This is a genomic window from Streptomyces sp. KM273126 (assembly GCF_004337435.2).
GTDB classification, from domain to species: domain Bacteria; phylum Actinomycetota; class Actinomycetes; order Streptomycetales; family Streptomycetaceae; genus Streptomyces; species Streptomyces acidicola.
In genome coordinates this window covers 4189856-4216168 of sequence record NZ_SJXB02000001.1, presented here as the reverse complement: position 1 = coordinate 4216168, position 26313 = coordinate 4189856, and the positions used below count along the sequence as shown (strand labels likewise).

Genomic DNA, 26313 nt, shown 5'->3' with positions numbered 1-26313 from the left:
CTCAGTGACACCTGAGCGCACTCAGTTCTCGCGCTTCTCCTTGATCTTCGCCGCCTTGCCGCGCAGGTCGCGCAGGTAGTACAGCTTGGCGCGACGGACGTCACCGCGGGTGACGAGCTCGATCTTCTCGACGATCGGGGTGTGCACCGGGAAGGTACGCTCCACGCCGACGGAGAACGAGACCTTGCGGACCGTGAAGGTCTCGCGGACACCGGCGCCCTGGCGGCGGATGACAACGCCCTTGAACTGCTGCACACGAGAGCGGTTGCCCTCGATGACGCGGACGTGGACGTTGACGGTGTCACCCGGGCGGAAGGCCGGGATGTCGCTGCGCAGCGACGCGGCGTCGACGGTGTCGAGCACGTGAGACATTTCGTCTGCTTTCTTCGCCCATGCCACAGGTCATCGGCGGGAGCTAGGTTGTTCGGGAGGATTGCTGTCCGGGTCGGGGCGGGCGTCGTGTCCCCCTGTGGCAGGGGCGCGCGCCGGACGACGCACAACAGCGGCCTATTCTTCCACGCCCTCTGTCCTGCGCCAAAATCGGCCGTGCGGCTCACCCTCGGGGTCCGGCGACCAGCCGAGGATGGAGAGCATCTCGCGGTCCTTCTTGTCGAACGCCTTGGGGTCGCAGCGCTCGATGAGGTCGGGCCGGTTGACCGTCGTACGCCTGAGCGCCTCGTCGCGGCGCCAGCGGGCGATCTTGCCGTGATGGCCGCTGAGCAGCACGTCGGGGATGCCACGGCCGCGCCACTCGGGCGGCTTCGTGTACACCGGGCCCTCCAGGAGACTGGCCATGGCTCCGGGCGCGAAGGAGTCGTCCCGGTGCGACTCGGCGTTCCCGAGGACGCCCGGCAGCAGTCGCGCCACGGCTTCCGTGACGACGAGGACGGCCGCCTCACCGCCGGCGAGGACGTAGTCGCCGATGGACACCTCGTAGACGGGCATACGGGTCGCGTACTCGTCGATGACGCGGCGGTCGATGCCCTCGTAACGGGCGGGTGTGAAGACCAGCCAGGGACGCTCGGAGAGTTCGACGGCGAGTGCCTGGGTGAAGGGGCGACCGCTGGGGGTGGGGACGATGAGGGCGGGGCCGTGGGAGCCCGTCTCGTAGCCGTCGGCCAGCACGGAGTCCAGCGCGTCGCCCCAGGGCTCGGTCTTCATGACCATGCCGGGGCCGCCGCCGTACGGCGTGTCGTCGACCGTGTTGTGGCGGTCGTACGTCCAGGTACGCAGATCATGCACGTGCACATTCAGCTGTCCACGCGCGCGTGCCTTGCCCACGAGCGACACGTTCAGGGGTTCGAGGTACTCGGGGAAGATCGTGACGACGTCGAGTCTCATGCGTGCTCGTCCTTCGGCGAGGCCGTCTCGGCGTGCTCGTCGATCAGGCCGGGCGGAGGGTCGATGACCGCCCTCTGCTCCTTCAAATCGATCTCGGTGACGATCTCCTCGACGAAGGGGATCATCACCTCGCTCCCGTCGGGCCGCTCGACGATGAAGAGGTCCTGCGAGGGCAGGTGCGAGATCTCGGTGATCCGGCCGACCTCCACGCCGTCCTTGGTGACCACGTCCAGGTCGATCAGCTGGTGGTCGTAGTACTCGTCCTCCTCCGCGGGGAGTTCCTCCGGGTCCACCTCGGCGATCAGAACGATGTTGCGCAGGGCCTCGGCGGCGGTGCGGTCGCGTACGCCCTCGAAGCGCAGGAGCAGCCGGCCGCTGTGCACCCTGCCGGTCTCGATGGTGAGCGGGCCCGCCGAGGCGGGATCCGTGTGGAGTACGGCGCCGGGTGCGAGCCTCAGCTCCGGCTCGTCGGTGCGTACCTCGACGGTGACCTCGCCCTTGATGCCGTGGGCGCGGCCGATCCGTGCGACTACCAGCTGCACTTGTTTAGATCTCCTGTCATACGACTGCGGGCCGGGGACGGCCCAGTGGCCTTCCCCGGCCCGAGCCGGTGCTGCGTTCGCGTCAGCGGACTTGGTCCACGTCGACGAGGTCGACGCGGACACCACGGCCGCCGATGGCGCCGACGACGGTACGCAGGGCACGCGCGGTGCGGCCGTTGCGGCCGATCACCTTGCCGAGGTCGTCGGGGTGGACCCGGACCTCTAGGACGCGCCCGCGACGCAGGTTGCGCGAGGCGACCTGCACATCGTCAGGGTTGTCGACGATGCCCTTCACGAGGTGCTCAAGCGCCTCTTCGAGCATGCTGCTCAGGCCTCGGTCGACTCGGACTCAGCCGCGGCCTCGTCCTTCTTCTCGGCCTTCTTCTTCTGGGTGATGGCCTCACCCTTGCCCTCGTCGTCACCGCCGAGAGCCTCGAACGACGGACGCCCGGACTTGGCCTCGGCGACGAGCAGCGGCGCCGGGGCGGGCTCGCCCTTGAACTTCTGCCAGTCGCCGGTCTTCTTGAGGATCGCGAGCACGGGCTCGGTCGGCTGCGCGCCGACACCCAGCCAGTACGCGACACGCTCGGCGTCGACCTCGATCACCGACGGGTGGTACGTCGGGTGGTACTTGCCGATCTCCTCGATGGCCCGGCCGTCACGGCGGGTGCGGGAGTCGGCGACGACGATGCGGTAGTGAGGCGAACGGATCTTGCCCAGACGCTTCAGCTTGATCTTGACTGCCACGGGAGTGGGTTCTCCTGGTTTTGACGTGGTGGGGCACAACGAGATGCCGCGTGGGGTTGCGGTACCCGAGTGGCCCGATGGACGCGTCAGCCGGAGGAGAGAGGGGTCCTGTGCGGCTGTCGAGTACAGCTAGCCATTGTGCCACACGCCGGAGATCGCTCCGGCCACGAGGGGCTCCTGGGCATGGCTGAGCGGCACCCGGCGCCGGCTCGGCGAAGCTGGTCCGCTCACCGCCCGGGCAGGGTGCCGCCGCGCCCACTCGTGCCCCGCTGCGACTGCCGAGGTACGGCTGCCACGAGCAGCCGTCGTCTCAGCTGGCCGCCGCGCCGACCACTTCGGGGATGCGGAACGGCTTTCCGCATCCGCCGCACACGATCGGCGCCTGGGCCAGGACCGACGGTACGACCCGGACGTTTCGTCCGCAGTCGCACACCGCCTTCACCCGGACGCCGCCACCGGACGAGCCGTGCCGGGCGGCCGGGCCGCGGAAGGACCGGGCCGTGTCGGCGGCGGTCGCGGCGGAGTGGGCCTTCAGCGCGCGCTGGAGCCGCTCGATGGTCGGGCGGTAGCGCCGCTTCGCCTCGGGGTTGAGCGTGACCAGCGAGAAGCCGCTGCTGGGGTGCGGCTCCTCGGGGTGGTCCAGGCCCAGCTCCTCGGCGATGGCGAGGAATCTGCGGTTGTGGTAGCGGCCGGCGCGCGAGGTGTCGCGGACTCCGCGGGCGGCGGCGATGCCGTGGACTGCCTCATGGAGCAGTCGCTCGAAGGAGAGCTCGTGCCCGCATGCGGACGACGACTCCCCGATCAGGGACTCGGGAGCGGCAAGATCCGGCAGCTCGGGGTGGTACCGCTGAATATCGGCCCACGCCTGTGCCAGCTCTGCGGCGAGAACAGGTGGTGTCTGTGTCGTGCTCACGTAATGACAACGAGCCTGGGTCCCGCTGTGTTCCTATTCCGGGGCATCTCAAATAATTTGCACGTACCCGTCAGTTGCCGCTGATGCGACCTGACGAGGGCGGGTGCGCCGATCTGCGGAGAAGCCTCACAGCTCATACCAAGGCGGTACGTAGACGCACGTACGTCCGCCCGTCTCCTTGCACCGCCCTCAATCGATGCCCTTCGGGCCACCCCTCCTGTCCGGCGCGTGGACGATTCCGCGCGCCGGGGACACCCGGAGTTGTCAGATGCGCAAGATGCCGTTCGGCCTCTCTCGCGGAGGCGCGGGCCGCACTAGTAGGCGCGCGCCACGACGGCGACGTTACCCGGCGCGTCGTCGGAGTCGGGCACCGACCCGTCCTCGGCGACCAGACACCGTACGGTCACCGCCTGCTCGGCCAGCTTGACCTCGCCTTCCTCACCGAGCACGGCCCACGGGATGCGCGCCCAGCCGCCGGCGGCCGCCGCCTCGACCGCCTCCTCGATCGTCGACACATCGCTCGTGCGGGACTCACGGAGCTCGCGCGACTGCCTCAGCAGGAGCGCCTGGTCCGCTTCGAGGACCGCGGGGAGCGTGTCGGCGAGCGAGTCGATCGCGACGGGTTCCTTGCCTCCCGGGATACGGCGGGCCAGCATCTCGGTCCCCTTCTCCAGGTCGCGGGGCCCGAGCTCGATCCGCACGGGGACGCCCTTGAGCTCCCAGTCGACCGCACGGCGGCCGAACGGAGTGTCGGTGCGGTCGTCGACGTGGACGCGTACGCCCGCCGCCCTCAGGCGGTCACCGATCTCGTGGACCTTGGCCAGAACCGCGTCGTCCTCCTTGACCGCGAGGACGACAGCCTGGATCTGGGCGAGGCGGGGCGGGACGCGCAGGCCGCTGTCGTCGCCGTGCATCATCACCAGGGCGCCGATCATGCGGGTCGTCGAGCCCCAGGAGGTCTGCCACACCAGCTCCTGCCTGCCCTCCCGCGACAGGTACCGGGTGTTGAAGGCCTTGGCGAAGTTCTGGCCCAGCTCGTGGCTGGTGGCCATCTGCAGGGCCTTGCCGTCGCCCATCATGCCTTCGAGGGTGAGGGTGTTGATGGCGCCCGCGAACCGCTCCTTGACGGTCTTGCGGCCGGCGACGACGTCCATCGCGAGGACGTTCACCATGAAGTCCTCGTAGACCTTGCGGTGAATGTGCGAGGCGAAGTCACGCGCGTCCTCGTAGGTGGCGTGCGCGGTGTGGCCCTCCTGCCACAGGAACTCGGTCGTGCGCAGGAACAGGCGGGGCCTGAGCTCCCAACGGACCACGTTCGCCCACTGGTTGATCAGCAGGGGCAGGTCGCGGTAGCTCTGCACCCACTTCGAGAAGTAGTCGTTGACGATCATCTCGGAGGTCGGGCGGACCACCGCCGGCTCCTCCAGCTCCTTGCCGCCGCCGTGCGTGACCACAGCGAGTTCGGGCGCGAAGCCCTCGACGTGGTCGGCCTCACGCGTGAGGTACGACTGCGGGATCAGCAGCGGAAAGTACGCGTTCTGGGTGCCCGTCTCCTTGATGCGCCCGTCCATCTCGGCCTGCATCCGCTCCCACAGCCCGTACCCGTACGGTCGGATGACCATGGTGCCGCGCACCGGCCCGTTGTCGGCCAGTTCGGCCTTGTTGATCAGGTCCTGGTACCAGCGCGGGAAGTCGTCCGCCCGGGGTGTGAGAACGGGTGCCTTGGCCATGGCGCGATGGTACGGCGCCACGTTGCGGGGATGTGAATTCTTTTCCTGGAGCACAGTCATCACACAAACGGGTGCACGTGACCACTGGACGGGGCGTCGGGTGCGGAGTTTCCTGGCATACGGGGGACAAAGCGGGGGGAGTGCGACCGCACTGCACGGGGGCCCGGAAAAACGGGCACAGGACGACTCGGCAACTCTCGGCGGATTGGGGCGCTTTCGATATGACATCCACGCTCATGCGGCAGCACCTACCTCTCGCGGCGGCAGCGCCCCGCATGGACCAGGCCACACGCGCGCGTGACTGGGCCGAGATCCAGGAAAGGATGCTGGTACCTCTCTACGAGGCCGTCTATGAGCGACTCGACGTGGGTTCGGGTACGCGGGTGCTGGGCCTCGGCTGCGGTTCCGGGCTCGCTCTGTTGATGGCGGCCTCCCGGGGGGCCGCCATCACCGGCATCGACGCGGCGTCACCCGAACGGGTGCGGCTGGCGCGGGAAAGGCTGGTGCCGGAGGCATGGGGCACGCGCGCGCGTGCCGAGATGCGCATCATCGACGGAACCGACGGGACCCTTGAGGACGTGGCCGGTGCGGTCGGTGCCTGTGGGGAGCCCGCGTACAACCTCGTGACCGCCTTCGAACCGATCGGCTGCGTGGCCGGGGACTCCGAGGGGCTCGCCGAGTCGCTCACCGCGGCGAGGCCGCTCGTGCGTCGTGGCACGCCCGTGGTGCTGGCGGGCTGGGGCCCACCGGAACGGTGCACCACGTCGTCCGTGCTCCGCGTGGCCACCAAGCTGGCGGATCCCTTGCGTACGCCGGGGAGTTGGCGGCCCGCTCTCCGGGACGACCTGGAGGAGGTCGCCCAGCGGGCCGGTCTGCGGCCCGACGGGTCCGGGCGGGTCGCGTGCCCCTTCGGGTACGCCGACATCGACAACGCGGTACGGGGCCTGCTGTCCACGGGGCTGTTCGACGCGGCCGTCACGGCCACGGACCAGGCCCAGGTCGAGAAGGAGTTGACGGAGGCCCTTCACCCGTACCAGCGCGGTGACGGCACGGTGTGGATGCCGAACGTGTTCCGCTACCTGATCGCACGGACGCCGTAACCCGACGCCTTTCGCCCCCGTCCCATCCCTGGGGCCACGCCCCAGGCCCCCGTTTGAGGGCTGGGGTGGGTGAGTTGTGTGCGGGTGAGTGGGTGGCTGGGCGGGTGGGCGGGTGGCCCATCGGCCTGACGGCACCGTCCTCAACGCTGGACGGGCTTGGTGGCACCTGGCCTCGGCTGAAGTCCCAAGCCCCGGCCGGCACATTCCAGCGCCGCCGCGCGCCTTCCAGCCCCTTCGGCGTTTGAGCAGCGGGGGTCCGACGGCTGGGCCGCCGGAAACGGGGTCCGGGGCTGAGCCCCGAAGGAAGCGGGGCCCCCGGAGAGCGCGGTCTCAAAAGGCGGGCACGAGGCGCGGCCCCGAACTGGGGGTCCAGGGGCGCAGCCCCTGGGGATGGGACGGGTAGGGGCGGCGGGGCGCGAAACCGGGGCACCCTCACAGCGAGAGCGCCCCGGCGTCATACGCGTCCCGCACGAGACGCGCCGTAGGCGAACCGGCGAACCGGCGAACCGATCGGCGATCGGCGATCGGCGATCGGCGATCGGCGATCGGCGATCGGCGATCGGCGATCGGCGAAGAGTGAACGGTGGGAACGGTGAACAGCGGCCATCGGCCGGCGCCGCGCCCAGCGAACACGCCCACGGCCTCCTGCGAGCCACAGACCCGCACCCCCGCCGATCAGCCCATGAACTTCTTGAACTCGTCCGGCAGTTCGAAGTCCTGCCCGCTCTGCTGGCCCGGCAGGCCGAGCGCCCCACCCGGAGCACCCCCCTGCGCCGCGGCGGCACGCCGAGCGGCAGCCTCCTGCTCCTGCTGCTTGCGCTTCATCGGGTTCCCGGAACGCTGCTTGCCCTTGGCCTTCTTCGGCTGCTTCTTCGTCCGGCCGGGACCGCCACCCATGCCCGGCATCCCGGGCATCCCTGGCATACCGCCGCCCTGCGCCATGCGGGACATCATCTTGCGAGCCTCGAAGAACCGCTCGACGAGGTTCTTCACAGCGCTGACCTCGACACCCGAACCCCGGGCGATACGGGCACGCCGCGAGCCGTTGATGATCGTCGGGTCCTGCCGCTCACCCGGAGTCATCGACTTGATGATCGCGGCCGTACGGTCGACGTCCCGCTCGTCGAGGTTGTTGATCTGGTCCTTGATCTGGCCCATGCCCGGCAGCATGCCGAGCAGCTTCGAGATGGAGCCCATCTTGCGGACCTGCTCCATCTGGGCCAGGAAGTCGTCCAGGGTGAAGTCCTGGCCCTTCTTGGACGCCAGCTTGGAGGCCATCTTCTCGGCCTCTTCCTGGCTGAACGTCCGCTCCGCCTGCTCGATCAGGGTGAGCAGGTCACCCATGTCGAGGATGCGGGAGGCCATCCGGTCCGGGTGGAAGGCGTCGAAGTCGTCGAGCTTCTCACCGTTCGACGCGAACATGATCGGCTTGCCGGTGATCTGGCGGATCGACAGCGCCGCACCACCGCGGGCGTCGCCGTCGAGCTTCGACAGCACCACGCCGTCGAAGCCGACGCCGTCACGGAAGGCCTCGGCGGTGTTGACCGCGTCCTGACCGATCATCGCGTCGACGACGAACAGGATCTCGTCGGGGCTGACCGCGTCCCGGATGTCCGCGGCCTGCTGCATCATCTCCTGGTCGATGCCCAGGCGGCCCGCGGTGTCGACGACCACGATGTCGTGGACCTTCGACTTCGCGTGCTCGATGGAGTCCTTGGCGACCTTCACCGGGTCGCCCACGCCGTTGCCGGGCTCCGGCGCGAAGACGGCCACGCCCGCACGCTCGGCGACCACGCTGAGCTGGTTGACCGCGTTCGGACGCTGGAGGTCGGCGGCGACCAGCAGCGGGGAGTGTCCCTGCTCCTTGAGCCACTTGCCGAGCTTGCCCGCGAGCGTCGTCTTACCGGCACCCTGCAGACCGGCCAGCATGATCACGGTCGGCGGCTGCTTGGCGAAGCGCAGGCGCCGGGTCTCGCCGCCGAGGATCTGGACGAGCTCCTCGTTGACGATCTTGAGGACCTGCTGGGCCGGGTTGAGCGCCTTGGAGACCTCGGCGCCGAGCGCCCGCTCCTTGACGTTCTTGATGAACCCCCGGACGACAGGAAGCGCCACGTCCGCTTCGAGGAGCGCGACGCGGATCTCGCGTGCCGTGGCGTCGATGTCCGCCTCGGAAAGGCGTCCCTTACCCCGCAGGTTCTTGAAAGTCGCTGAGAGGCGATCGGAGAGCGTATCGAACACGGCGGCTTCGGTCCTCGGAGTCGGGGGCAGTGTGGGTTGCCCTCCAGGGTATCTGTCCGGCTGCGGTGGGGTCTCCACCCGTTCTCGTACGGAGCCAATGGCGCCCTTCCCGAACGGGTACGAACCCGAATCCCGAACACGTACGGACCCGCACGGACCCGCACGGGAACGGAACCGGGAGCGCCCGTCACGAAGGCGCCCCCGGCAGTCGGCTAACCCCGCAGCGTCTCCTCCAGTGCCCGGGCCACCGCGGCAGCCTCCTCCCCCGGCAGCGGCACCCCCTTCGCACTGGTCACGTAGAAAGCGTCCACGGCATTGGCGCCCAAGGTGCTGACGTGGGCGCTGCGCACCTGTACGTCCGCGTCCTCCAGCGCCCTCCCGATGCGGAACAGCAGCCCGGGCGCGTCCTGGGCCCGTACCTCGATCACCGTGGCGTGGTGGGAGGCGGCCGGGGCGACCGTCACCCGCGCCGCAGGCGCGAGCACGCCCCGGCGGCGCGGATACGCCGCGTCCCGCTCGGCCAGGCGGGAGGCGATGTCCAGGGAGCCGTCCAGCGCCCGTACGAGGTCCGTGCGCAGCCGGGCGGCCTGGGGCAGGGAGCCGTACTCCGCGGCCACCCGCCAGTTCAGCAGGAGCACCGGCCCGTCGAAGGCGTCGGCGTCGGGCAGCTCCAGGGCGCGCAGTTCCGCCGTGCGTACGGTCAGGCGGTGCACGGCCAGGACGCCGGCCACCGCGGGCAGGACGCCCGGCTGGTCCGGCACCGCGATGAGGAGTTCCACGCCGAGGGGCTCGGGCTCGCCGGAGGGCTTGTCCTCGCTCTCGCCGGACGGTTCGGTCTGGGCGCGCAGGGCGAGGACGGGGCCGCCGGTGCGGAACGCCTCGATGGCGAGTCGCTCCTGCTCGGCGGTGGGCGCCTCGGCGTCGGCCGCGGGCTGCTCGGGGGCGTCGCCGGAGAGCACGGCCGCGACCCGCTTGACCAGGTCGGCCACCAGCGAGGCACGCCAGGAGGACCACGCCGCCGGGCCGGTGGCCAGCGCGTCCGCCTCGGTCAGCGCGTGCAGCAGCTCCAGGGTGCCCTCGGAGCCGACCGCCTCGGCGACCGAGCGGACCGTCGCCGGGTCCTCCAGGTCGCGCCGGGTGGCCGTCTCCACGAGCAGCAGGTGGTGGCGTACGAGGGTGGCGAGCACGGCCACGTCGTCGCGGTCGAACCCTATGCGCGCGGCCACGTCCTTCACGATGATCTCGCCCGCGACGGAGTGGTCTCCGGGCCAGCCCTTGCCGATGTCGTGCAGGAGCGCGGCGACCAGGAGGAGGTCGGGGCGGTGGACCCGGCGGGTGAACTCGGAGGCCCGTACGGCCGTCTCGATCAGGTGCCGGTCGACCGTCCAGATGTGCACGGCGTTGCGCTGCGGACGGCAGCGGACCCGCTCCCAGTCGGGCAGCAGCCGGGTGATCAGGCCCTCTGCCTCCAGTGCCTCCCAGACGTCCACGGTCGGGCGGCCCGAGCCGAGCAGCGTGACGAGTTGTTCGCGCGCCTCGGCGGGCCAGGGCGTGGGCAGCGGGCGGGCGCCGGCCGCCATCCGGCGTACCGCGTGCAGCGAGAGGGGCAGTCCGGCCTGGGCGGCCGCCGCGGCGGCGCGCAGGGGCAGCACGGGGTCGCGCTCGGGGCGCGCGGCCCGCGCGAGCACCACCTCGCCGTCCTGCTCGACCACGCCCTCCGCGAGCGGGGAGCGCTCGGTGGTGGGCTTCCCGCCTCCGAGCATGGCGCGCAGTCGCGGCCGTACGGCGCGCGAGCGCAGCACACGCCCCACCTCGCGCCAGGTCACGTCACTGGCGTACGACACGACACGTGCGGCCTCGTACACCTGGCGCAGCAGCGTGTCCGCGTCCAGCAGTCCCAGTTCGGCGGCGACCTGGTCCTGCTCCTGGAGGGCGAGGCGGTCGGTGGCGCGGCCGGTGGTGAGGTGCAGTGCGTCCCGGACGTCCAGCAGTCGGCGCCGGGCGTCTGCCAGACCCTCCCGGGGGGCGTCCGCGAGCCAGGAGGCGGCGACGGCGCGCAGGGCTGTGGCGTCTCTCAGTCCGCCGCGGGCCTCCTTGAGGTCGGGCTCCAGCAGGTACTGCAGTTCACCCTGGCGTTCGGCACGTCCGGCGCACAGCTCCTGGAGTTCCGGGAGGCGTTTGGGCGCCTGGTTGCGCCAGTCGGCCAGCACGGCCGTGCGCAGGCCCGCGGTCAGGCCGAGGTCGCCCGCGATGTGGCGGGCGTCCAGCAGGCCGAGCTGCACCTTGAGGTCCTCGCCCGCCGTCTTGCGCGCCTCGGCGGGCGTGCGCACGGAGTGGTCGAGGGCAAGGCCCAGGTCCCACACCGGGTACCAGATGCGGTCGGCGAGAGCGGCCACCGCGTCCGTGTCGCTGCCGTCGTGCAGGAGGAGCAGGTCGAGGTCGCTGCGCGGGGAGAGTTCACCGCGCCCGTAGCCTCCGACGGCCACGAGTGAGACGCCACGCGGGCCGCCCTCCCGTCGCCCACCACCATCCTTCTGCGGAAGTCGCTCCGCTCCCTTTTCTCCGGTCCCGGCGTCGAAGAGACCGCGCAGCCAGTCGTCCGTGAGTTCGGCGAGGGCCGTACGGCGCGGCGGCCCTGACCGCGCCCCCTCTTGGAGGAGGCGCAGCCGGGCCGCCGCGTAGCCGCTGGGTCCCGAGTCGTCTGCTTGCGTGCGTACGTGCGTACTCGTCACCCAGAGACTCCTGTCCTTCTCGTCAGAGCGCGTCCGGGCCGCGCTCGCCGGTCCTGACGCGGACGGCCGTGTCGACCGGGAGGGACCAGACCTTGCCGTCACCGATCTTGCCGGTGCGGGCCGCCTTGACGATGACGTCGATCAACTGCTCGGCGTCGTCGTCCTCGACCAGCACCTCGATGCGGATCTTGGGGACCAGGTCGACGGTGTACTCGGCACCGCGGTAGACCTCGGTGTGTCCCCGCTGACGACCGTAACCGCTGGCCTCGGTGACCGTCAGTCCGTGCACTCCGAAGGCCTGCAGGGCCTCCTTGATCTCGTCGAGCCGGTGCGGCTTCACGACGGCGGTGATGAGCTTCATGCGTCCACCTTCTTGCTCGCAGTGGCGGCGACCGGGGCCGGCACCGTCCGGGCGGCACCGCCGCCGGCGCCGCTGAAGTCATATGCGGTCTCGGCGTGCTCGACCTGGTCGATGCCCGCCACCTCGTCGTCCTCGGAGACCCGCATGCCGATGGTCTTGTCGAGGATGAGGGCGAGGATCGCGGAGGCCACCAGCGAGTAGGCGAGGACCGCGAAGACACCGGCGCACTGCTTCCAGAACTGGTCCAGGCCGCCGCCGTAGAAGAGGCCCGCGACATCGGACTGGCCGTGACCGCTGGCGAAGAGGCCGATCAGCAGGGAGCCGACGACACCGCCGACCAGGTGGACGCCGACGACGTCGAGCGAGTCGTCGTAGCCGAACTTGTACTTCAGTCCGACGGCCATGGCGCACAGCAGACCGGCGATGGCACCGACGGCGATCGCGCCGAGCGGGGAAACCGAGCCACCGGCCGGGGTGATGGCGACCAGACCGGCGACGGCACCGGAGGCGGCGCCCAGCGTGGTGAACGCGCCGTGGCGGATCTTCTCGTAGATGAGCCAGGCCAGCATGGCGGCGGCGGTGGCGACCTGGGTGTTGACGAACATCAGCGCGCCGACACCGTCGTCGTTGCCGAGCCACGAACCGGCGTTGAAGCCGAACCAGCCGAACCACAGCAGACCGGCACCGAGCATGACAAGCGGGAGGCTGTGCGGACGCATCGGGTCCTTCTTGAAGCCGACGCGCTTGCCGATGACCAGGATCACACCGAGCGCTGCGGCACCGGCGTTGATGTGGACCGCCGTACCGCCGGCGAAGTCGATGACCCCCAGTTCGAAGGCCCAGCCGCCGGCGCCCCAGACCCAGTGGGCGACCGGGAAGTAGACGACCGTGGCCCACAGGGCGACGAACAGCGCCCAGGCACTGAACTTGACGCGGTCGGCCAGGGCACCGCTGATCAGGGCGGGCGTGATGATCGCGAACATCAGCTGGAAGACCAGGAAGACGAAGACCGGGATGGTGTATCCGTCCCACAGCTCCGTCAGTCCGATGTTGCTGAGGCCCACCCAGTCCGAGTTCCAGCCGATGAGGCTGCCGGAGTCCGTACCGAAGGCGAGGGAGAAGCCGTACAGCACCCACAGGATGGTGACGATGCCCAGGCTGATGAAGCTCATCATCAGCATGTTCAGGGTGCTCTTGACGCGGACCATGCCTCCGTAGAAGAAGGCCAGGCCCGGGGTCATGAGCATCACCAGGGCGGAACAGATCAGCATGAAGCCTGTGTTGGCGGCAGACAGTGTGGGTGCGTCTGCGGCTAGCGTGATGGCGGATGATGCCATCGGCGTCTCCTCGTCGATAGGTACGGCCCCGTGCGGGCGAAGCCTGAGCGGATTGAGGGGCGGGCCGGTTATGCGCCACGAGATTGGCGCAGCGCGGTTTCGGTCGACGCCCCTCGATGTTTCGCCACCGTGACGAAGGCACCTCGCGTGTTACGCCTTGATGAACTGCTGGATACCGGGCCGCACGATCGTTATCGTGACGCAACCTTCGGAAGCTCCCCCACCGCCCACGAGCCGAAGACCGCCGCAACCACCGGCCGAAGACCACCGCAACCATCAATTGAGAAACCCAAACGGCGCTCAGCCAGCTACGCGAGAGCGGCGCCGGTTCAGGCGCAAAAAGGCGCGTGTACCGGCCGCGGGCAGCCATCCGATGACCTGGCATGGGGGGAGCCGAGTCGGGTAGTCGGGGAGGCCGGCCGCGGCCGGAGCCTTGGGGTCCTGGAGCGGAGGGAGTCAGACCGCGTCGGCGGTCTCGGGCAGGTGCTTGGCGAGTTGGTCGTTGAGGTCCACGACCTCGGCCAGATCCCCGAAATCGCGTACGGCCGTGTCGACGGTCTTTCGGATACGAGTGTTGACCCGCTCGGAGCGCACCTTGACCGCGACCTCCATGGCCCTCCGGGCGAGCACCGCGCTCTGCTCCGGCTCACGCTGCAACAGGTGCACCGTGGCCATGCCGATCAGGTTGAGTGCGTACGACCGCTGGTGCTCGGTGTCCTCGGCGAACAGGTCGACGGCCTTGCGCATCACGGGCTCTGCCATGGAGGCGTACGTGGGGCTGCGGCCGGCGACGTAGGCGAGGTCGCGGTACGAGTGGGAGTTCTCCGCGTACAGCTCGGCCTCGCAGAAGAAGCGGATCCAGTCCGGGTCCGGCTCGTCCCACTCCTCGGCGTCGGCGAAGGTGTCCTCGGCCATACGCACGGCCCGCTTGCACTTGCTGGGCTGGCCCATGTTGGCGTACGCGCGGGCCTCCATCGCATACAGCATGGACTGGGTGCGCGGGCTCGCGCAGTCACGGCTGCCGTACTGGGCGAGGTGGATCAGCTCCAGCGCGTCGTCGGGGCGGCCGACGTGGATCATCTGGCGGCTCATGCTGGACAGGACGTACGACCCCAGGGGCTTGTCGCCGGCTTCCTTGGCGGCGTGCAGGGCCAGGACGAAGTACTTCTGGGCGGTCGGCTGGAGCCCGACGTCGTAACTCATCCAGCCCGCCAGCTCGGCGAGCTCCGCGGCCACCCTGAACAGGCGCTTGGCGGTGGCCTCGGGCTGGGACTCCTGGAGGAGGTCCGTCACCTCGTGCAGCTGGCCCACGACTGCCTTGCGGCGCAGGCCGCCGCCGCACTGGGCGTCCCACTTCCGGAACATCACGGCGGTGGACTCCAGGAGGTCCAGCTCGGGTTTGGACAGCCGGCTCGGACGGCGCGCGGCGGGCGCGGGCTCCGACACCCCGTGCGATGAGGCTCCCCCCTGCGCGAGCGAACCCAAGGGCCTGGGGGAGGACGGCGAGGGCACGAGCCAGCGCTGCATCGGCTCGATGAGGGACGGCCCGGCGGAGAGGACCAGCGAGGTCCCGAGGAAGCCGCGCCGCGCCAGCATCAGGTCGCTGCGCGAGAACTCGCTGATCAGCGCCACGGTCTGCGGGCCCGTCCAGGGCAGGTCGACGCCGGAGGTGGACGGGGACTGGTGGGCGGCGCGCAAGCCCAGGTCCTCGACGGCGACGACACAGCCGAATCGCTCGGAGAACAGCTCGGACAGGATTCTGGGGATCGGCTCGCGCGGATTCTCACCGTCGAGCCAGCGGCGCACGCGGGAGGTGTCCGTGGAGATGTGGCTGGCGCCCAGCTGGCGGGCCCGGCGGTTCACCTGACGGGCGAGCTCGCCCTTGGACCAGCCGCTCCGCACGAACCACGAACTCAAGAGCTCGTTGGGGCGCTTGTCAGCGTTCGTGCCGCCTCCGCCGTTGCCGCCCACTGGAACGCCCCCATTCCTGAAACCACCTGTACGCCATGTGCGCCAAGCCCGACCAGGATGCCGGTGCGGACGGTCGCACGTCCGGCAGTCGCCATCCGTCGAACGGAGACTCGACTTGCCTCCGGCATACCCACGCGCGCATGCACCCCAGGACTTGTGCACACACAGTAATCCTACGATCACCCGTCCAGCCACCGGGAATCCAGAAACGCCACCATTCGCCACCCCTTCGAATGAACTCACGGTTGCCTCTACACGATTCACTTGACACATGACGGCCGGGGGCAGGCGGAGTGATGCGTTCAGCGGCGCGCGCCGTCGAGCACGCCCCCCGGAGCACCACTGAGCGCCACCGGGACGAGCGGCCACTCGGGCCTGACGGAAACACAGGGTCACGATCCGCCTCCGTCTCGTAACCACTGGCGTGCTGGACCCGTTGGAGGGGGCATGGGCTTCACGATCGGCGGCATTCGGGACATGCGATCCAGCGCGCGCCGGCGCGGCGGCCGCTCGTCGGAATGCACCGCCGTGGCCGAGTTCACCGGGCTCTGGGGCTGGGACGTCGTGCCAGGTGCGCGGGCGGCCGCGGGTGCCTGCTCGTGCGGCAAGGCGAGTTGCGGTGCGCCCGGCGCGCATCCCCTCGACTTCGCTCCCCCGGTCCGCGCCGGGGCGACACTCGACGAGGTGGCCACGGCCTGGGCGGAATTCCCGGGCGCCTCGGTCATGCTGCCGGTGGGCCGCGCCTTCGACGTGATCGAGGTCGCCGAGGCCGCCGGACACCGGGCCCTGGTCCGGCTCGAACGGATGGGTCTCCCGCTCGGCCCTGTCATCGCCACCCCCGAGGGCCGCGCCCACTTCCTCGTCGCCCCGGGCGCGGCCGCCGAGCTCCCCGGGCTGCTCTACCGCATGGGCTGGGACGACCCGTCGTCCCTCGACCTGCGCGGCCTCGGCCCCGGCAGCCACGTCACGGCCCCGCCCTCCGACCGCGGCGGCCTGGGCCCGGCCCGCTGGCTCCGCTCCCCCGCCCTGGACTCGGCGACGCACCCACCGGCCGCACGCCTGATGCTGGGCACGCTGGCGTACGTGGCGCATCGGTCCCGCGCCTGACCCTGCCGTTCAACGACCAGGCCCCGCCACATCTGCAACATGTGACGGGGCCTTTTCTGTTTTTCGCCACCGTCGCTCCGCAACCATCAATTGAGGAACCACAACGGCGAGCAACCAGCTCCGCGAGAGCGGCGCCGGTTCAGGCGCAAAGAAGGGGCGCTCAGTCACCGATAAGCGCATCGACGAACGCTTCCGGCTCGAACGGCGCCAGGTCGTCGGCACCCTCTCCCAGACCCACCAGCTTGACCGGCACGTCGAGCTCACGCTGGACGGCGACCACGATGCCGCCCTTGGCCGTGCCGTCGAGCTTGGTCAGCACGATGCCGGTGATGTCGACGACCTCGGCGAACACGCGGGCCTGGACCAGCCCGTTCTGACCGGTGGTCGCGTCGAGCACGAGCAGCACCTCGTCCAGCGGGGCGTGCTTCTCGACGACGCGCTTGACCTTGCCGAGCTCGTCCATGAGGCCGGTCTTGGTGTGGAGGCGGCCCGCCGTGTCGATGAGGACGACGTCGGCGCCCATCTCCTTGCCCTCCTTGACCGCGTCGAAGGCGACGGAGGCGGGGTCGCCGGCCTCGGGGCCGCGCACGGTGTGGGCGCCGACCCGCTCACCCCAGGTCTGCAGCTGGTCGGCGGCGGCGGCACGGAAGGTGTCGGCGGCGCCGAGGACGACGCTGCGGCCGTCGGCCACGAGGACACGGGCGAGCTTGCCGGTGGTGGTCGTCTTGCCGGTGCCGTTCACGCCGACGACCATCACGATGCCGGGCTTGCTGGTCTCGGGCTCGGTCTTCACCGTGCGGTCCAGATCGGCGCCGACCAGCGCCAGCAGCTCCTCGCGGAGCAGTCCGCGCAGCTCCTGAGGCGTACGGGTGCCAAGCACCTTCACGCGCTCGCGCAGCCGCTCGACCAGTTCCTGGGTGGGCTGTACGCCGACGTCGGCGGTGAGGAGCGTGTCCTCGATCTCCTCCCAGGTGTCCTCGTCGAGGTGCTCGCGCGAGAGGAGCGTGAGCAGCCCCTTGCCGAGCGCGTTCTGCGAGCGGGAGAGCCGGGCGCGCAGCCGTACCAGACGGCCGGCGGCCGGCTCCGGGATCTCGATCTCGGGGGCTACGAGCCCGGGGACGGCGGGCGGCTCCTCCACAGCGACGCCGGTCGAGCCGCCGGGTAGGTCCACCTCCTCGATCGTCCGGCGCGGTTCGTCCCGCGGTGTTTCGGCCTCGTCGCCTACGTGCGGCTCGGCCGGAGGGGCGGTGATGTCGGGCGTTGTGGGGGGCGCCGGCGGCAGCTGCTTCTTCCTACGGCTGCCGATGACAAGCCCGCCGATCGCGGCGAGCACAACCACGGCGATGACTACAGCAAGGATGAGGATTTCCATAACACGCTCAAGTATGCGTGACCCCCCGCTCGGCGGTTCGTTGTCCACGCGGGGCCACACGTCCCACCGGGCCGGGCTGGCCCGCCCGTCCGACCTCGTGTCGGCCGGGAAGCCCCTCAGGGGCGGAGTCACAACGCACCCAGTATGCGGTTGCTGTCGGGTACGCGAAGCAGCGTCCCCAGGGTGTGTCACGGCCCATGATGTGGGTCGTGACACACCCTCCCCACAGTCACGTGGCCCCCACTATGGAAAGTTGACTGTGCGTCAGCTAACGTCCCCCTCCACCTACGCCACGAGGGGGCCCCATGCCCGTCACGGTCGTCCGTTTCAACCTCGTCGAGCCCGGTGCGACCCCGGCGTCGCTGGGCGCCCGCTACCAGGCGGCCGTCGAGATGGCCGCGTACGCCGACGACCGCGGGATCACCACCGTGCAGACGGAGGAGCACCACGGGGTCGCCAACAACTGGCTGCCGTCGCCGTTCGCCTTCGCGGGCGCGGTCTTCGGGGCCACCCGGCGGATCGCGGTCACCGTGTCGGCGGTCATCGGACCGCTGCACGACCCGCTGCGGCTGGCCGAGGACATCGCCGTACTGGACCTGCTGAGCGGCGGTCGGCTGGTGACGGTGGCGGGGATCGGGTACAGGCCGGAGGAGTACGCCCTGTTCGACGTGGAGTGGAAGCGGCGCGGCCGGCTCCAGGACGAGGTGCTGGAGACGGTCCTGAAGGCGTGGACGGGCGAGCCGTTCACCTACCGGGGCCGCACCGTCCGCGTCACTCCGCGTCCGTACACCGAGCCGCATCCCCTGCTGCTGGTCGGCGGCTCCTCGCAGGCCGCGGCGCGCCGGGCGGCCCGGCTGGGGCTGCCGCTCTTCCCGAGCGCGCATCTGCCCGAGCTGGAGGCGTATTACAAGGAGCGGCTCGTGGAGTACGGCACCGAGGGCTGGACCATGATGCCCGCGGCCGAGACCCCGCTGCTGCATGTCGCCGAGGACCCGGACCGGGCGTGGGCGGTGTACGGCGAGCACTTCCTGCACGAGGCGCGGACGTACGCGTCCTGGCAGTCGGAGGGGACCCGCTCGGCGGTGAAGTCGGCGGCCACGACGGTGGAGGAGCTGCGTGCCGAGGGCGTGTACCGGATCCTGACGCCGGACGAGTGCGTGGCGCAGGGGCTCGGCAGCTTCGTGCTGCATCCGCTGTCCGGTGGGATGCCGGTCGAGGAGGGCTGGCGCAGTCTGCATCTGTTCTGCGAGGACGTGCTGCCGAGGCTCACGGAGTGACGCCGCCGCCCCGGCCCGGGAGGTGTCCGGGGCGGGCGGCGGCGGGTTCGAGGAGAGGGGCAGCGGGGACTTGGCCCTTCTCCTCGGGCTTCGGTGAGCGAGGCGGTAGGTGCTGGACCGGGACGGGTTACCCCATCTCCTCCAGCGTCTTGCCCTTGGTCTCCTTCACGAACCTCAGCACGAAGGGGACGGAGAGCGCGGCGAAGACCGCGTAGATCACGTACGTCACGGAGAGGTTCCAGTCGGCCAGGGACGGGAAGCTCGCGGTGATGGCCCAGTTGGCGATCCACTGAGCGGAGGCGGCCACGCCCAGGGCGGCGGCGCGGAGCTTGTTCGGGAACATCTCGCCGAGCATGACCCAGACGACCACGCCCCAGGAGAGGGCGAAGAAGAGCACGAACACATGGGCGGCGATCAGGGCGATCCAGCCCTGGGCGGCCGGGAGCCTGCCGTCGACGAGGTCGTAGCTGAACGCCCAGGCCTCCAGTGCGAGGCCGACGACCATGCCGACGGAGCCGATGACGGCGAGCGGGCGGCGGCCTGTCCGGTCCACGAAGATCATGGCGATCACGGTGCCGAGGATGTTGATGATCGACGTCGTGAAGGAGTAGAAGAACGACTCGGTCGGGTCGACGCCGACGGACTGCCACAGCGTCGAGGAGTAGTAGAACGCGACGTTGATGCCGACGAACTGCTGGAAGACCGAGAGGCCGATGCCGATCCAGACGATCGGCTTGAAGAGGAAGCCGCCGCCGAGCAGGTCCTTGAACGCCGACTTGTGCTCGCTCTTCATGGCGAGCTCGATCTCGGCGACCCGGGCGTCCAGGTCGACGTCCTCGTCTTCGATCTCGGCGAGCACCTCACGGGCGCGCGCTTCCTTGCCTGCGGAGATCAGGAACCGCGGGGACTCGGGGATCGCGAAGGACAGCAGGCCGTACAGGACGGCGGGGACGACCATCACTCCGAGCATGACCTGCCAGGCCTCAAGGCCCAGCAGCTTGCCGCGCTGGTCGCCGCCCGCGGCGTTGAGGATGCCCCAGTTGACCAGCTGGGAGACGGCGATGCCGACGACGATCGCGGCCTGCTGGAAGGAGCCGAGGCGGCCGCGGTACGCGGCGGGCGCGACCTCGGCGATGTAGGCGGGGCCGATCACCGAGGCCATGCCGATGGCGAAGCCGCCGACGACGCGCCAGAGAGCGAGGTCCCAGAGGGCGAAGGGGAGCGCCGAGCCGACCGCGCTGATGGTGAACAGCACGGCCGCGATCTGCATGGACCGGATGCGGCCGATGCGGTCGGCGGTGCGGCCCGCGGTGGCGGCGCCGACGGCACAGCCGATCAGCGCGATGGCGATGACCTGTGCCAGCGCCGCGGAGCCGATGTCGTAGCGGTCCCGGACGGCCTCGACGGCGCCGTTGATCACGGCACTGTCGTAGCCGAAGAGGAAGCCGCCCATCGCGGCCGCCGCCGCGATGAAGACGACGTGGGCGAGATGCTCGGGGTGTGCGCCCCGGGCTCCTGATCTGGATGCCTGCGCTGTGCTGGTCACGTGTACTCCTCATGCCGCCGACAACGCTGCCGGCCTGGAACAAGCCCCTTTTCAGATGGTCATACCAATGGCATGGCCATGCGACCGGCCATCTGAAGGTGAAAACAACGCTGCAGAGACTATGCCTTCATGTTTCGAAGTCAACAGCGGGGTGAACCTGGACTTTGTTCCGCGGGCGAGAGTGACGTGTTCAACTCTTGAAAGAAGGGAGCATCAGCGAAGCCGCTGACTGATCACCTTCGACACCCCGTCCCCCTGCATGGACACGCCGTACAGCGCGTCGGCGACCTCCATCGTCCGCTTCTGGTGGGTGATCACGATCAGCTGGGAGGCCTCCTGGAGCTCCTGCATGATGCGGATCAGCCGCTGGAGGTTGGTGTCGTCGAGGGCCGCCTCCACCTCGTCCATCACATAGAACGGGCTGGGCCGCGCCTTGAAGATCGATACGAGCAGGGCGACGGCGGTCAGTGACCGCTCGCCACCGGAGAGCAGGCTGAGCCGCTTGACCTTCTTGCCCGGGGGCCGTGCCTCGACATCGACACCCGTGGTGAGCATGTTGTCGGGGTCGGTCAGGACGAGCCGGCCGTCTCCACCGGGGAACAGCCGGCTGAACACACCCTCGAACTCCCGGGCCGTGTCCCGGTACGCCTCGGTGAAGACCTGTTCGACACGCTCGTCGACCTCCTTCACCACCTGGAGGAGGTCGGCGCGGGTCTTCTTCAGGTCCTCCAGCTGCTCGCTGAGGAACTTGTGACGTTCCTCCAGCGCGGCGAACTCCTCCAGGGCGAGCGGATTGACCTTGCCCAGCTGCTGGTACGCCCGCTCGGCCGCCTTGAGCCGCTTCTCCTGCTCCGCGCGGACGAAGGTCCTCGGCTGGTTGCGCGGGTGCTCGGGGTCCTCGGGAAGCTGCTCGCCCTCGGCGGGCGGCGAGGGCGGTACGAGCTGGTCGGGGCCGTAGTCGGCGGTCAGACCCGCCGGCTCCACGCCCAGCTCCTCCAGCGCCTTGGTCTCCAGCTGCTCGATCCGCATCCGCTTCTCCGCGCCGAGCACCTCGCCGCGGTGGACCGAGTCGGTCAGTTTGTCGAGTTCGGACTTGAGGTCGCGGCCCTCGCCCCGGGCCCGGGCGAGCTCCTGCTCCCGGCGCGCCTTCGCGGCCTCAGCAACGGTGCGTTCCTCCTCGGCGCGGACGAGGGAGACCTCGACGTGGGCGAGCAGCTGCCGCGCACCGGAGGCGACGGCCCCGGCCACGGCCGCCTCGTGGCGCAGCCGTGCCCTGCGCTGTTCGGCGCGCGCCCGCGCCTCACGCTCGGCGCGCGCGGCCCGGTCCAGCGAGTCGGCGCGCCCCGCGAGCCCCTTGACGCGCTCTTCGTGGGTGCGCACCTGGAGCCGGGCCTCCATCTCGGTCTGCCGTGCGTTGGCACCGTCGGCGGCGAGCCGGTCCCGTACCGAGGTGTCGGGCTCCTCCTCGACCGGCATCTCCTCGGCGACGGCGAGCCGTTCGGCGAGTTCCTCGGCCTCCTGTACGGCCCTGTCGAGCGCCTCCTGGGCCCGGGCGGCCGCGGCGGTGCTGCGCTCGGCCTCCCCGGCGGCACCGCGGGCCTGCCCGGCGAGCCGTCCGAGCTGCTGCGCCACGGCCGACTTCTCCCGCTCGGCCGCCCGCCGCCGCTCCCCCAACTCCTCGACGAGCGCGGCCCGTTCTCTGCGCTGCTGCGTGGCCTGCTGCTGGGCCTCGGTCAACTCCTCGCACCGTACGGCGAGTTCTTCGAGCTCGGCCGCCGCCTCGTCGACGGACGCCTGCACTTCGAGCAGGCTGGGGGCTCCGGCGGAGCCGCCGCTCGCGAAGTGCGCGCCGAGCAGGTCGCCCTCGGCGGTGACGGCGGTCAGGCCGGGCCGTGCGTAGACGAGGTCCTCGGCGTCCTCAAGGGTGCCGACGACAACGATGCCGTGCAGCAACCGCCGTACGGCAGGCATGAGTTCGGAGGGCCCTCGGACCAGGTCGGCGGCGAACAGCGGGCCGTCCGTCCGCTCCCCGGCCGCTGCGTCCTCGGGGGCGCCGCTCACGAGCAGTGCCGCCCGCCCGGCGTCCTGCTTGCGGAGCAGACGGATGGCGTCGGCCGCGGAGGCCTGGGTGGTGACCGCGACGGCGTCGGCGGCGGCGCCGAAGGCAGCGGCCAGCGGGACCTCGTAGCCCGGGGTCACCGTCAGCAGCTCGGCCGCCGGTCCCAGGAGTCCGCCGATACGATCCTTCGCGGTCAGCAGCGCGCCCGTGCCGTCCTTGCGACGCAGGCCGAGGGCCAGGGCCTCGTGGCGGGCCTGGGTCGCGGCCCGCTTGCGCTCGGCCGCCGTGGCCGCCTCGCGGGCCGCCGTCAGGGCCGCTTCCGCCTCGGCCAGCGCCTGCTTGGCCGCGTCGTGCCGCTCGGCGAGATCGGCGTCGTCGGCGTCGAGGCCGTCGACCTCGGCCTTCAGGGTCTCGTACTCCTCCTGGGCGGCGCCGGCACGTTCCCGCGCCTCGTCGCGGGCGGCGGCGAGGCGGTCGATCTCGGCCTGGGCGGAGGCCGCGCGGGAACGGGCCGCGTTGACCTGACCTCCCAGGCGAGCCAGGCCCTCGCGGCGGTCGGCGATGGCGCGGGCGACGTCCTTCAGCCGGCGTTCCTCGACGGACAGCTCGCGTTCGAGTTCGGCCCGGTGGGCGACCGTGTCCTCCAGGGCGCGCTCGGCGGCCTCCAGGGCCGCTTCGAGCTCGGCCTCCTGCTCGCGGACCCGGGCGGCCTCGCGCTCCATGTCCTCGGGGTCGCGTCCGCGCCGCTCCTCGGGAGGCGTGGACGTGGCGCTCTTGACTCGGGCGTCGGCCAGCGAGACCGTGCCACGCACCCGCTCGGCGAGCTGCGACAGCTCGTACCAGGTCTGCTGGGCGCGCGTCAGGCGCGGCGCGAGCTGTCGTACCTCGTCCTCCAGCAGCCCCTCCCGCTGGAGCGCCTTCTTCAGCTCGACCTCGGCGGCCTCCTTGCGCCGCTTCAGCGCGGCCTCGTCGGCGACCTCGGCCTGGAGCGCCCGGCGGAGCCGTACGAGATCGTCGGCGAGCAGGCGCAGGCGGGCGTCGCGGAGGTCGGCCTGGATCACGGCGGCCCGGCGGGCGACGGCGGCCTGGCGGCCGAGGGGCTTGAGCTGGCGCCGCAGCTCGTCCGTCAGGTCCTGGACGCGGGCCAGGTTCGCCTGCATCGCGTCCAGTTTCCGCAGCGCCTTCTCCTTGCGCTTGCGGTGCTTGAGGACGCCGGCCGCTTCCTCGATGAAGGCGCGGCGGCCCATGGGGTCGGCGTGCAGGACCGAGTCGAGCTGGCCCTGGCCGACGATGACGTGCATCTCGCGGCCGATGCCGGAGTCGGAGAGCAGGTCCTGGATGTCCAGGAGGCGGCAGGTGTCGCCGTTGATCTGGTACTCGCTGCCCCCGTTGCGGAACATGATCCGCGTGATCGTGACCTCGGCGTACTCGATGGGCAGGGCCCCGTCGGTGTTGTCGATGGTCAGGGACACCTCAGCGCGGCCCAGCGGGGGGCGCCCGGTGGTGCCGGCGAAGATGACGTCCTCCATCTTGCCGCCGCGCAGCGACTTCGCGCCCTGCTCGCCCATGACCCAGCTCAGCGCGTCCACGACGTTGGACTTGCCCGAGCCGTTCGGACCCACGACACACGTGATGCCCGGCTCGAACCGCAGCGTGGTCGCCGAGGCGAACGATTTGAACCCACGGAGGGTCAGGGCCTTGAGGTGCACGCCGCCGGACTCTACCTTCCGGCCAGGTCTCACTCCATGAACGCGCGGTTTCACCGGTGAACGCGCAGGGCACACCCAACGTTAAAGAGGGTGAGGAGGGGCTCGGGGGCAAGAAGGAAGGGACGCCGAGAGGGCGCCCCTTGCAGATCTGACAACTTAGCGGTTGATACGAGCCGCCCAACCACTGCTGACGCCCGGCGATGCAGTGATCAGGTGAGCGCAGGCTCCGCCTGGTGTGCGTCGATGCTCTCGATAAGCGAGTCGTGAGAAGCGGCAGCCGTCAGCGCGTCGTTCTCCGCCTGGATTCGTACGAGCTCGGATTCCAGGTCCTGGACACGCTGCTGGAGCCGTCGCATCTCGGCGAGGAGTCGCGGGTCGGAGCCGCCGACGTAACCGAGAAGCGCCTTTGCCATGATGGATGGTCCTCCACACTGAGTGACCGACCGAAGCGGTGTGGGTCGTGAGGGAATCGCACCCGGAGTGCTTGGCACTGTGGAGTTTTGCTGCCGTTCATCCATGCCAAACAGCTAAGGTGCGCGGGGCTTTCAGCGTCTCACCAAAAAGTTTGACGGTCAACACGATCACGCCCCGCATCGGCGGGTGACCCGGGGGCGCGCGGCCCGGACGGGCGGCGCTGCGGCTCCTGCGGGACCTCGGGGGGCGAGGAGATCATCCTTTACCGCGGAGCCTGCCACGGCAAGCGATTCTTGGCAACCACCTGGTGATTTCCCCTTCGGGCGGGTGCCAACGGCATTTTCCGGCCGCTTCGGACGGCCGGTTCCACGCCTCCGGGTCACCGGACCTCAAAGCCGTCGTACCCCCCGCGAGGTGTGTCCCAGATCTCTGTCACACCGTCCACACGCCCGGGCGTGTCGTTGCCCTGAAGCCACTCCAGCAGCCCTTGGCAGCCCTCGTGCGGACCCTCAGCGACCACTTGGACCCGCCCGTCCGCCAGATTGAGAGCAAAACCACTCAGGCCGCCGATCTCCAGGGCCTTGGCCCGGGTGAACCAGCGGAAACCCACACCTTGGACGTGTCCGCGCACCCAGGCGATCAGCCGTACATCCTCGCTCATGCCCGCACGCTAACGGGCCAATGTCTCTCAGGTCTCACCGTCCCCCGGTGCCATGCTGTAGCGTCCCGGTCCAACGAATCTCATATGAAACTCACTCGTTCGTGTGAGTTCAGTGAAGAGAGTGACCGCAAGGTCGAGGAAGGCCAGGACATGGGACGCCACCGACGCTCCGCCGCCGGCCGCGCCGCCAGGGGCCGCGCCACGGGGGTTACGCACACAGAGGACGCGATCACCGAGCGCTACGGACCTGAGAACCTGTACGGCTTCGCCGCCGTCCTTGAGACCGAGACGCCGCACGGACGACGTTCGCACCGCAAGCAGAAGAGCGTCGTGACACCGGTGAAGACCGGCCTGCTGGGCGTGTCCGCGGCCGTCGCCATCGGCACCGCCGCGGTGGCCGCCGGGGTACTGCCGGGCGGCGACAAGTACGCCGTCAGCGGCGGCGGCAGCGCCGACACCGTCACTCCGGCGGGCACGCCGACGAGCTTCGAGACCCAGCAGGGCGGTACGGACGGCCCCGCGAACCGTGCCGAGGAGTCCACGAGCCGCGACTCCCAGCGCGAGGCGGCCTCACCCTCCCCACCCCCGTCGGAGACGGCCACGCAGCCGAAGACGCCCTCCAAGAAGCCCTCCTCCAAGGCGCCCAAGCCGGAAAAGCCGGAGAAGACCAAGGAGCCCGCCGGCAAGGCCACGGAGAAGCCCGAGAAGCAGGCCCCGGTGAAGGTCTCCGCGGAGACCAAGGCCGAGGCGGAGGTGCTCCGCCTGGTCAACGAGGAACGGCAGAAGGCCGGGTGCAGCCCGGTGTCCGCGAACAGCGCGCTGTCGGACCTGGCCTCCGCGTTCAGCCAGGACATGGCCAAGCGCGGCTTCTTCGAGCACACCGACCCCGACGGGAAGAGCCCCTGGGACCGGGCGACGGCTCTGGGCATCACCGACCTGGGCGCGGAGAACATAGCCCGCGGGCAGGCGACCGCTGCGGCCGTCATGGAAGCGTGGATGAACAGCCCCGGTCACCGGGCGAACATCCTGAACTGTGACTTCAAGACGCTGGGTGTGGGTGTGAATCTGGGGTCCGGCGGGCCCTGGTGGACTCAGGACTTCGGGTACTAGGAGTTTCACCCGGCTCCCGGCTCCCGGCTCCACAGCGCTAACCGGA

General features: G+C 70.4%; 22 protein-coding genes. 4 read left to right on the top strand and 18 right to left on the bottom strand.

All coding sequences use genetic code 11. The annotated features are described in order from the left end of the window. Nucleotides 1-21 precede the first annotated feature (21 nt). The 7 genes from rplS to proS all read right to left on the bottom strand — a co-directional run bounded on the left by rplS (nucleotide 22) and on the right by proS (nucleotide 5273). Entirely contained in the window at nucleotides 22-372 is a 351-nt protein-coding gene (gene rplS, locus E0500_RS18165; protein WP_131559777.1) for a 50S ribosomal protein L19, read from the bottom strand. 135 nt (nucleotides 373-507) lie between these two features. Continuing rightward, nucleotides 508-1341: a tRNA (guanosine(37)-N1)-methyltransferase TrmD gene (gene trmD, locus E0500_RS18160; protein ID WP_131559779.1), complete on the bottom strand. Its 834-nt coding sequence runs from the start codon at nucleotides 1339-1341 to the stop codon at nucleotides 508-510. After that, nucleotides 1338-1883, bottom strand: coding sequence for a ribosome maturation factor RimM (gene rimM / locus E0500_RS18155; RefSeq protein WP_131559781.1), 546 nt, complete (start codon nucleotides 1881-1883; stop codon nucleotides 1338-1340). The genes trmD and rimM overlap by 4 nt, the downstream gene beginning before the upstream one ends. Before the next feature lie 82 nt (nucleotides 1884-1965). Further along, nucleotides 1966-2205 carry an RNA-binding protein gene (locus E0500_RS18150; protein WP_014176063.1) on the bottom strand — a complete coding sequence of 80 codons (240 nt, stop codon included), beginning with the start codon at nucleotides 2203-2205 and terminating at the stop codon, nucleotides 1966-1968. Between the two features lie 5 nt (nucleotides 2206-2210). After that, nucleotides 2211-2630, bottom strand: a complete 420-nt coding sequence (rpsP, locus tag E0500_RS18145; protein ID WP_131559783.1) for a 30S ribosomal protein S16 — start codon at nucleotides 2628-2630, stop codon at nucleotides 2211-2213. A 310-nt stretch (nucleotides 2631-2940) separates the two neighbouring features. Next, nucleotides 2941-3543, bottom strand: coding sequence for a hypothetical protein (locus E0500_RS18140; RefSeq protein WP_131559784.1), 603 nt, complete (start codon nucleotides 3541-3543; stop codon nucleotides 2941-2943). 314 nt (nucleotides 3544-3857) lie between these two features. Continuing rightward, nucleotides 3858-5273 (bottom strand): proline--tRNA ligase, encoded by a 1416-nt coding sequence (proS, locus tag E0500_RS18135; RefSeq protein WP_131559786.1) that lies wholly within the window; start codon nucleotides 5271-5273, stop codon nucleotides 3858-3860. A gap of 275 nt (nucleotides 5274-5548) precedes the next feature. Here proS and E0500_RS18130 point away from each other — a divergent pair, with 275 nt between their 5' ends. Further along, complete coding sequence (locus E0500_RS18130) at nucleotides 5549-6373, top strand: class I SAM-dependent methyltransferase (RefSeq protein ID WP_181587254.1); 825 nt, start codon at nucleotides 5549-5551, stop codon at nucleotides 6371-6373. Between the two features lie 432 nt (nucleotides 6374-6805). Here the strand turns inward: E0500_RS18130 and E0500_RS18125 are convergent, their stop codons facing one another. The 6 genes from E0500_RS18125 to E0500_RS18100 all read right to left on the bottom strand — a co-directional run bounded on the left by E0500_RS18125 (nucleotide 6806) and on the right by E0500_RS18100 (nucleotide 15012). After that, entirely contained in the window at nucleotides 6806-7012 is a 207-nt protein-coding gene (locus tag E0500_RS18125; RefSeq protein ID WP_131558420.1) for a hypothetical protein, read from the bottom strand. A gap of 36 nt (nucleotides 7013-7048) precedes the next feature. Continuing rightward, nucleotides 7049-8611, bottom strand: coding sequence for a signal recognition particle protein (gene ffh / locus E0500_RS18120; RefSeq protein ID WP_131558418.1), 1563 nt, complete (start codon nucleotides 8609-8611; stop codon nucleotides 7049-7051). A gap of 212 nt (nucleotides 8612-8823) precedes the next feature. After that, entirely contained in the window at nucleotides 8824-11343 is a 2520-nt protein-coding gene (locus E0500_RS18115; protein ID WP_131558416.1) for a [protein-PII] uridylyltransferase, read from the bottom strand. 22 nt (nucleotides 11344-11365) lie between these two features. After that, a complete protein-coding gene (locus E0500_RS18110; protein WP_131558414.1) occupies nucleotides 11366-11704 on the bottom strand; it encodes a P-II family nitrogen regulator in 339 nt (112 codons plus the stop codon). Then, a complete protein-coding gene (locus E0500_RS18105; protein WP_131558412.1) occupies nucleotides 11701-13041 on the bottom strand; it encodes an ammonium transporter in 1341 nt (446 codons plus the stop codon). Before E0500_RS18105 ends, E0500_RS18110 begins: the two co-directional genes overlap by 4 nt. A 456-nt stretch (nucleotides 13042-13497) precedes the next feature. After that, the gene (locus tag E0500_RS18100; protein WP_131558410.1) at nucleotides 13498-15012 is read right to left on the bottom strand and encodes a hypothetical protein; all 1515 of its coding nucleotides are present in this window, start codon (nucleotides 15010-15012) and stop codon (nucleotides 13498-13500) included. A 447-nt stretch (nucleotides 15013-15459) separates the two neighbouring features. On the opposite strand from E0500_RS18100, the gene E0500_RS18095 reads away from it, so the two are divergent. Continuing rightward, complete coding sequence (locus tag E0500_RS18095) at nucleotides 15460-16119, top strand: bifunctional DNA primase/polymerase (protein ID WP_131558408.1); 660 nt, start codon at nucleotides 15460-15462, stop codon at nucleotides 16117-16119. Nucleotides 16120-16279: 160 nt separating this feature from the next. On the opposite strand, the gene ftsY is transcribed toward E0500_RS18095, so the two are convergent. After that, nucleotides 16280-17491 carry a signal recognition particle-docking protein FtsY gene (gene ftsY / locus E0500_RS18090; RefSeq protein ID WP_131558406.1) on the bottom strand — a complete coding sequence of 404 codons (1212 nt, stop codon included), beginning with the start codon at nucleotides 17489-17491 and terminating at the stop codon, nucleotides 16280-16282. 305 nt (nucleotides 17492-17796) lie between these two features. Between ftsY and E0500_RS18085 the strand changes: the two genes are divergently transcribed. Then, complete coding sequence (locus tag E0500_RS18085; protein WP_131558405.1) at nucleotides 17797-18768, top strand: LLM class flavin-dependent oxidoreductase; 972 nt, start codon at nucleotides 17797-17799, stop codon at nucleotides 18766-18768. A gap of 127 nt (nucleotides 18769-18895) precedes the next feature. Here E0500_RS18085 and E0500_RS18080 read toward each other — a convergent pair whose 3' ends face one another. The 4 genes from E0500_RS18080 to E0500_RS18065 all read right to left on the bottom strand — a co-directional run bounded on the left by E0500_RS18080 (nucleotide 18896) and on the right by E0500_RS18065 (nucleotide 25157). Further along, nucleotides 18896-20314, bottom strand: a complete 1419-nt coding sequence (locus E0500_RS18080) for a sugar porter family MFS transporter (protein ID WP_131558403.1) — start codon at nucleotides 20312-20314, stop codon at nucleotides 18896-18898. A gap of 213 nt (nucleotides 20315-20527) precedes the next feature. Beyond that, nucleotides 20528-24082: a chromosome segregation protein SMC gene (gene smc, locus E0500_RS18075; protein WP_131558401.1), complete on the bottom strand. Its 3555-nt coding sequence runs from the start codon at nucleotides 24080-24082 to the stop codon at nucleotides 20528-20530. A 209-nt stretch (nucleotides 24083-24291) separates the two neighbouring features. Continuing rightward, the gene (locus E0500_RS18070; RefSeq protein WP_131558399.1) at nucleotides 24292-24495 is read right to left on the bottom strand and encodes a hypothetical protein; all 204 of its coding nucleotides are present in this window, start codon (nucleotides 24493-24495) and stop codon (nucleotides 24292-24294) included. 380 nt (nucleotides 24496-24875) lie between these two features. Continuing rightward, nucleotides 24876-25157, bottom strand: a complete 282-nt coding sequence (locus E0500_RS18065; protein ID WP_131558397.1) for an acylphosphatase — start codon at nucleotides 25155-25157, stop codon at nucleotides 24876-24878. A 150-nt stretch (nucleotides 25158-25307) separates the two neighbouring features. Between E0500_RS18065 and E0500_RS18060 the strand changes: the two genes are divergently transcribed. Beyond that, nucleotides 25308-26267, top strand: a complete 960-nt coding sequence (locus tag E0500_RS18060) for a CAP domain-containing protein (RefSeq protein WP_131558395.1) — start codon at nucleotides 25308-25310, stop codon at nucleotides 26265-26267. Nucleotides 26268-26313: the final 46 nt, after the last annotated feature.

What these genes read in the sequence shown, in the direction of transcription:
- rplS (WP_131559777.1), bottom strand. Translation starts at nt 372, where the DNA reads ATGTCTCACGTGCTCGACACCGTCGACGCCGCGTCGCTGCGCAGCGAC.
- E0500_RS18110 (WP_131558414.1), bottom strand. Translation starts at nt 11,704, where the DNA reads ATGAAGCTCATCACCGCCGTCGTGAAGCCGCACCGGCTCGACGAGATC.
- ftsY (WP_131558406.1), bottom strand. Translation starts at nt 17,491, where the DNA reads ATGGAAATCCTCATCCTTGCTGTAGTCATCGCCGTGGTTGTGCTCGCC.
- E0500_RS18105 (WP_131558412.1), bottom strand. Translation starts at nt 13,041, where the DNA reads ATGGCATCATCCGCCATCACGCTAGCCGCAGACGCACCCACACTGTCT.
- proS (WP_131559786.1), bottom strand. Translation starts at nt 5,273, where the DNA reads ATGGCCAAGGCACCCGTTCTCACACCCCGGGCGGACGACTTCCCGCGC.
- E0500_RS18150 (WP_014176063.1), bottom strand. Translation starts at nt 2,205, where the DNA reads ATGCTCGAAGAGGCGCTTGAGCACCTCGTGAAGGGCATCGTCGACAAC.
- E0500_RS18065 (WP_131558397.1), bottom strand. Translation starts at nt 25,157, where the DNA reads ATGAGCGAGGATGTACGGCTGATCGCCTGGGTGCGCGGACACGTCCAA.
- trmD (WP_131559779.1), bottom strand. Translation starts at nt 1,341, where the DNA reads ATGAGACTCGACGTCGTCACGATCTTCCCCGAGTACCTCGAACCCCTG.
- E0500_RS18095 (WP_131558408.1), top strand. Translation starts at nt 15,460, where the DNA reads ATGGGCTTCACGATCGGCGGCATTCGGGACATGCGATCCAGCGCGCGC.
- E0500_RS18085 (WP_131558405.1), top strand. Translation starts at nt 17,797, where the DNA reads ATGCCCGTCACGGTCGTCCGTTTCAACCTCGTCGAGCCCGGTGCGACC.
- E0500_RS18070 (WP_131558399.1), bottom strand. Translation starts at nt 24,495, where the DNA reads ATGGCAAAGGCGCTTCTCGGTTACGTCGGCGGCTCCGACCCGCGACTC.
- E0500_RS18130 (WP_181587254.1), top strand. Translation starts at nt 5,549, where the DNA reads ATGGACCAGGCCACACGCGCGCGTGACTGGGCCGAGATCCAGGAAAGG.
- E0500_RS18060 (WP_131558395.1), top strand. Translation starts at nt 25,308, where the DNA reads ATGGGACGCCACCGACGCTCCGCCGCCGGCCGCGCCGCCAGGGGCCGC.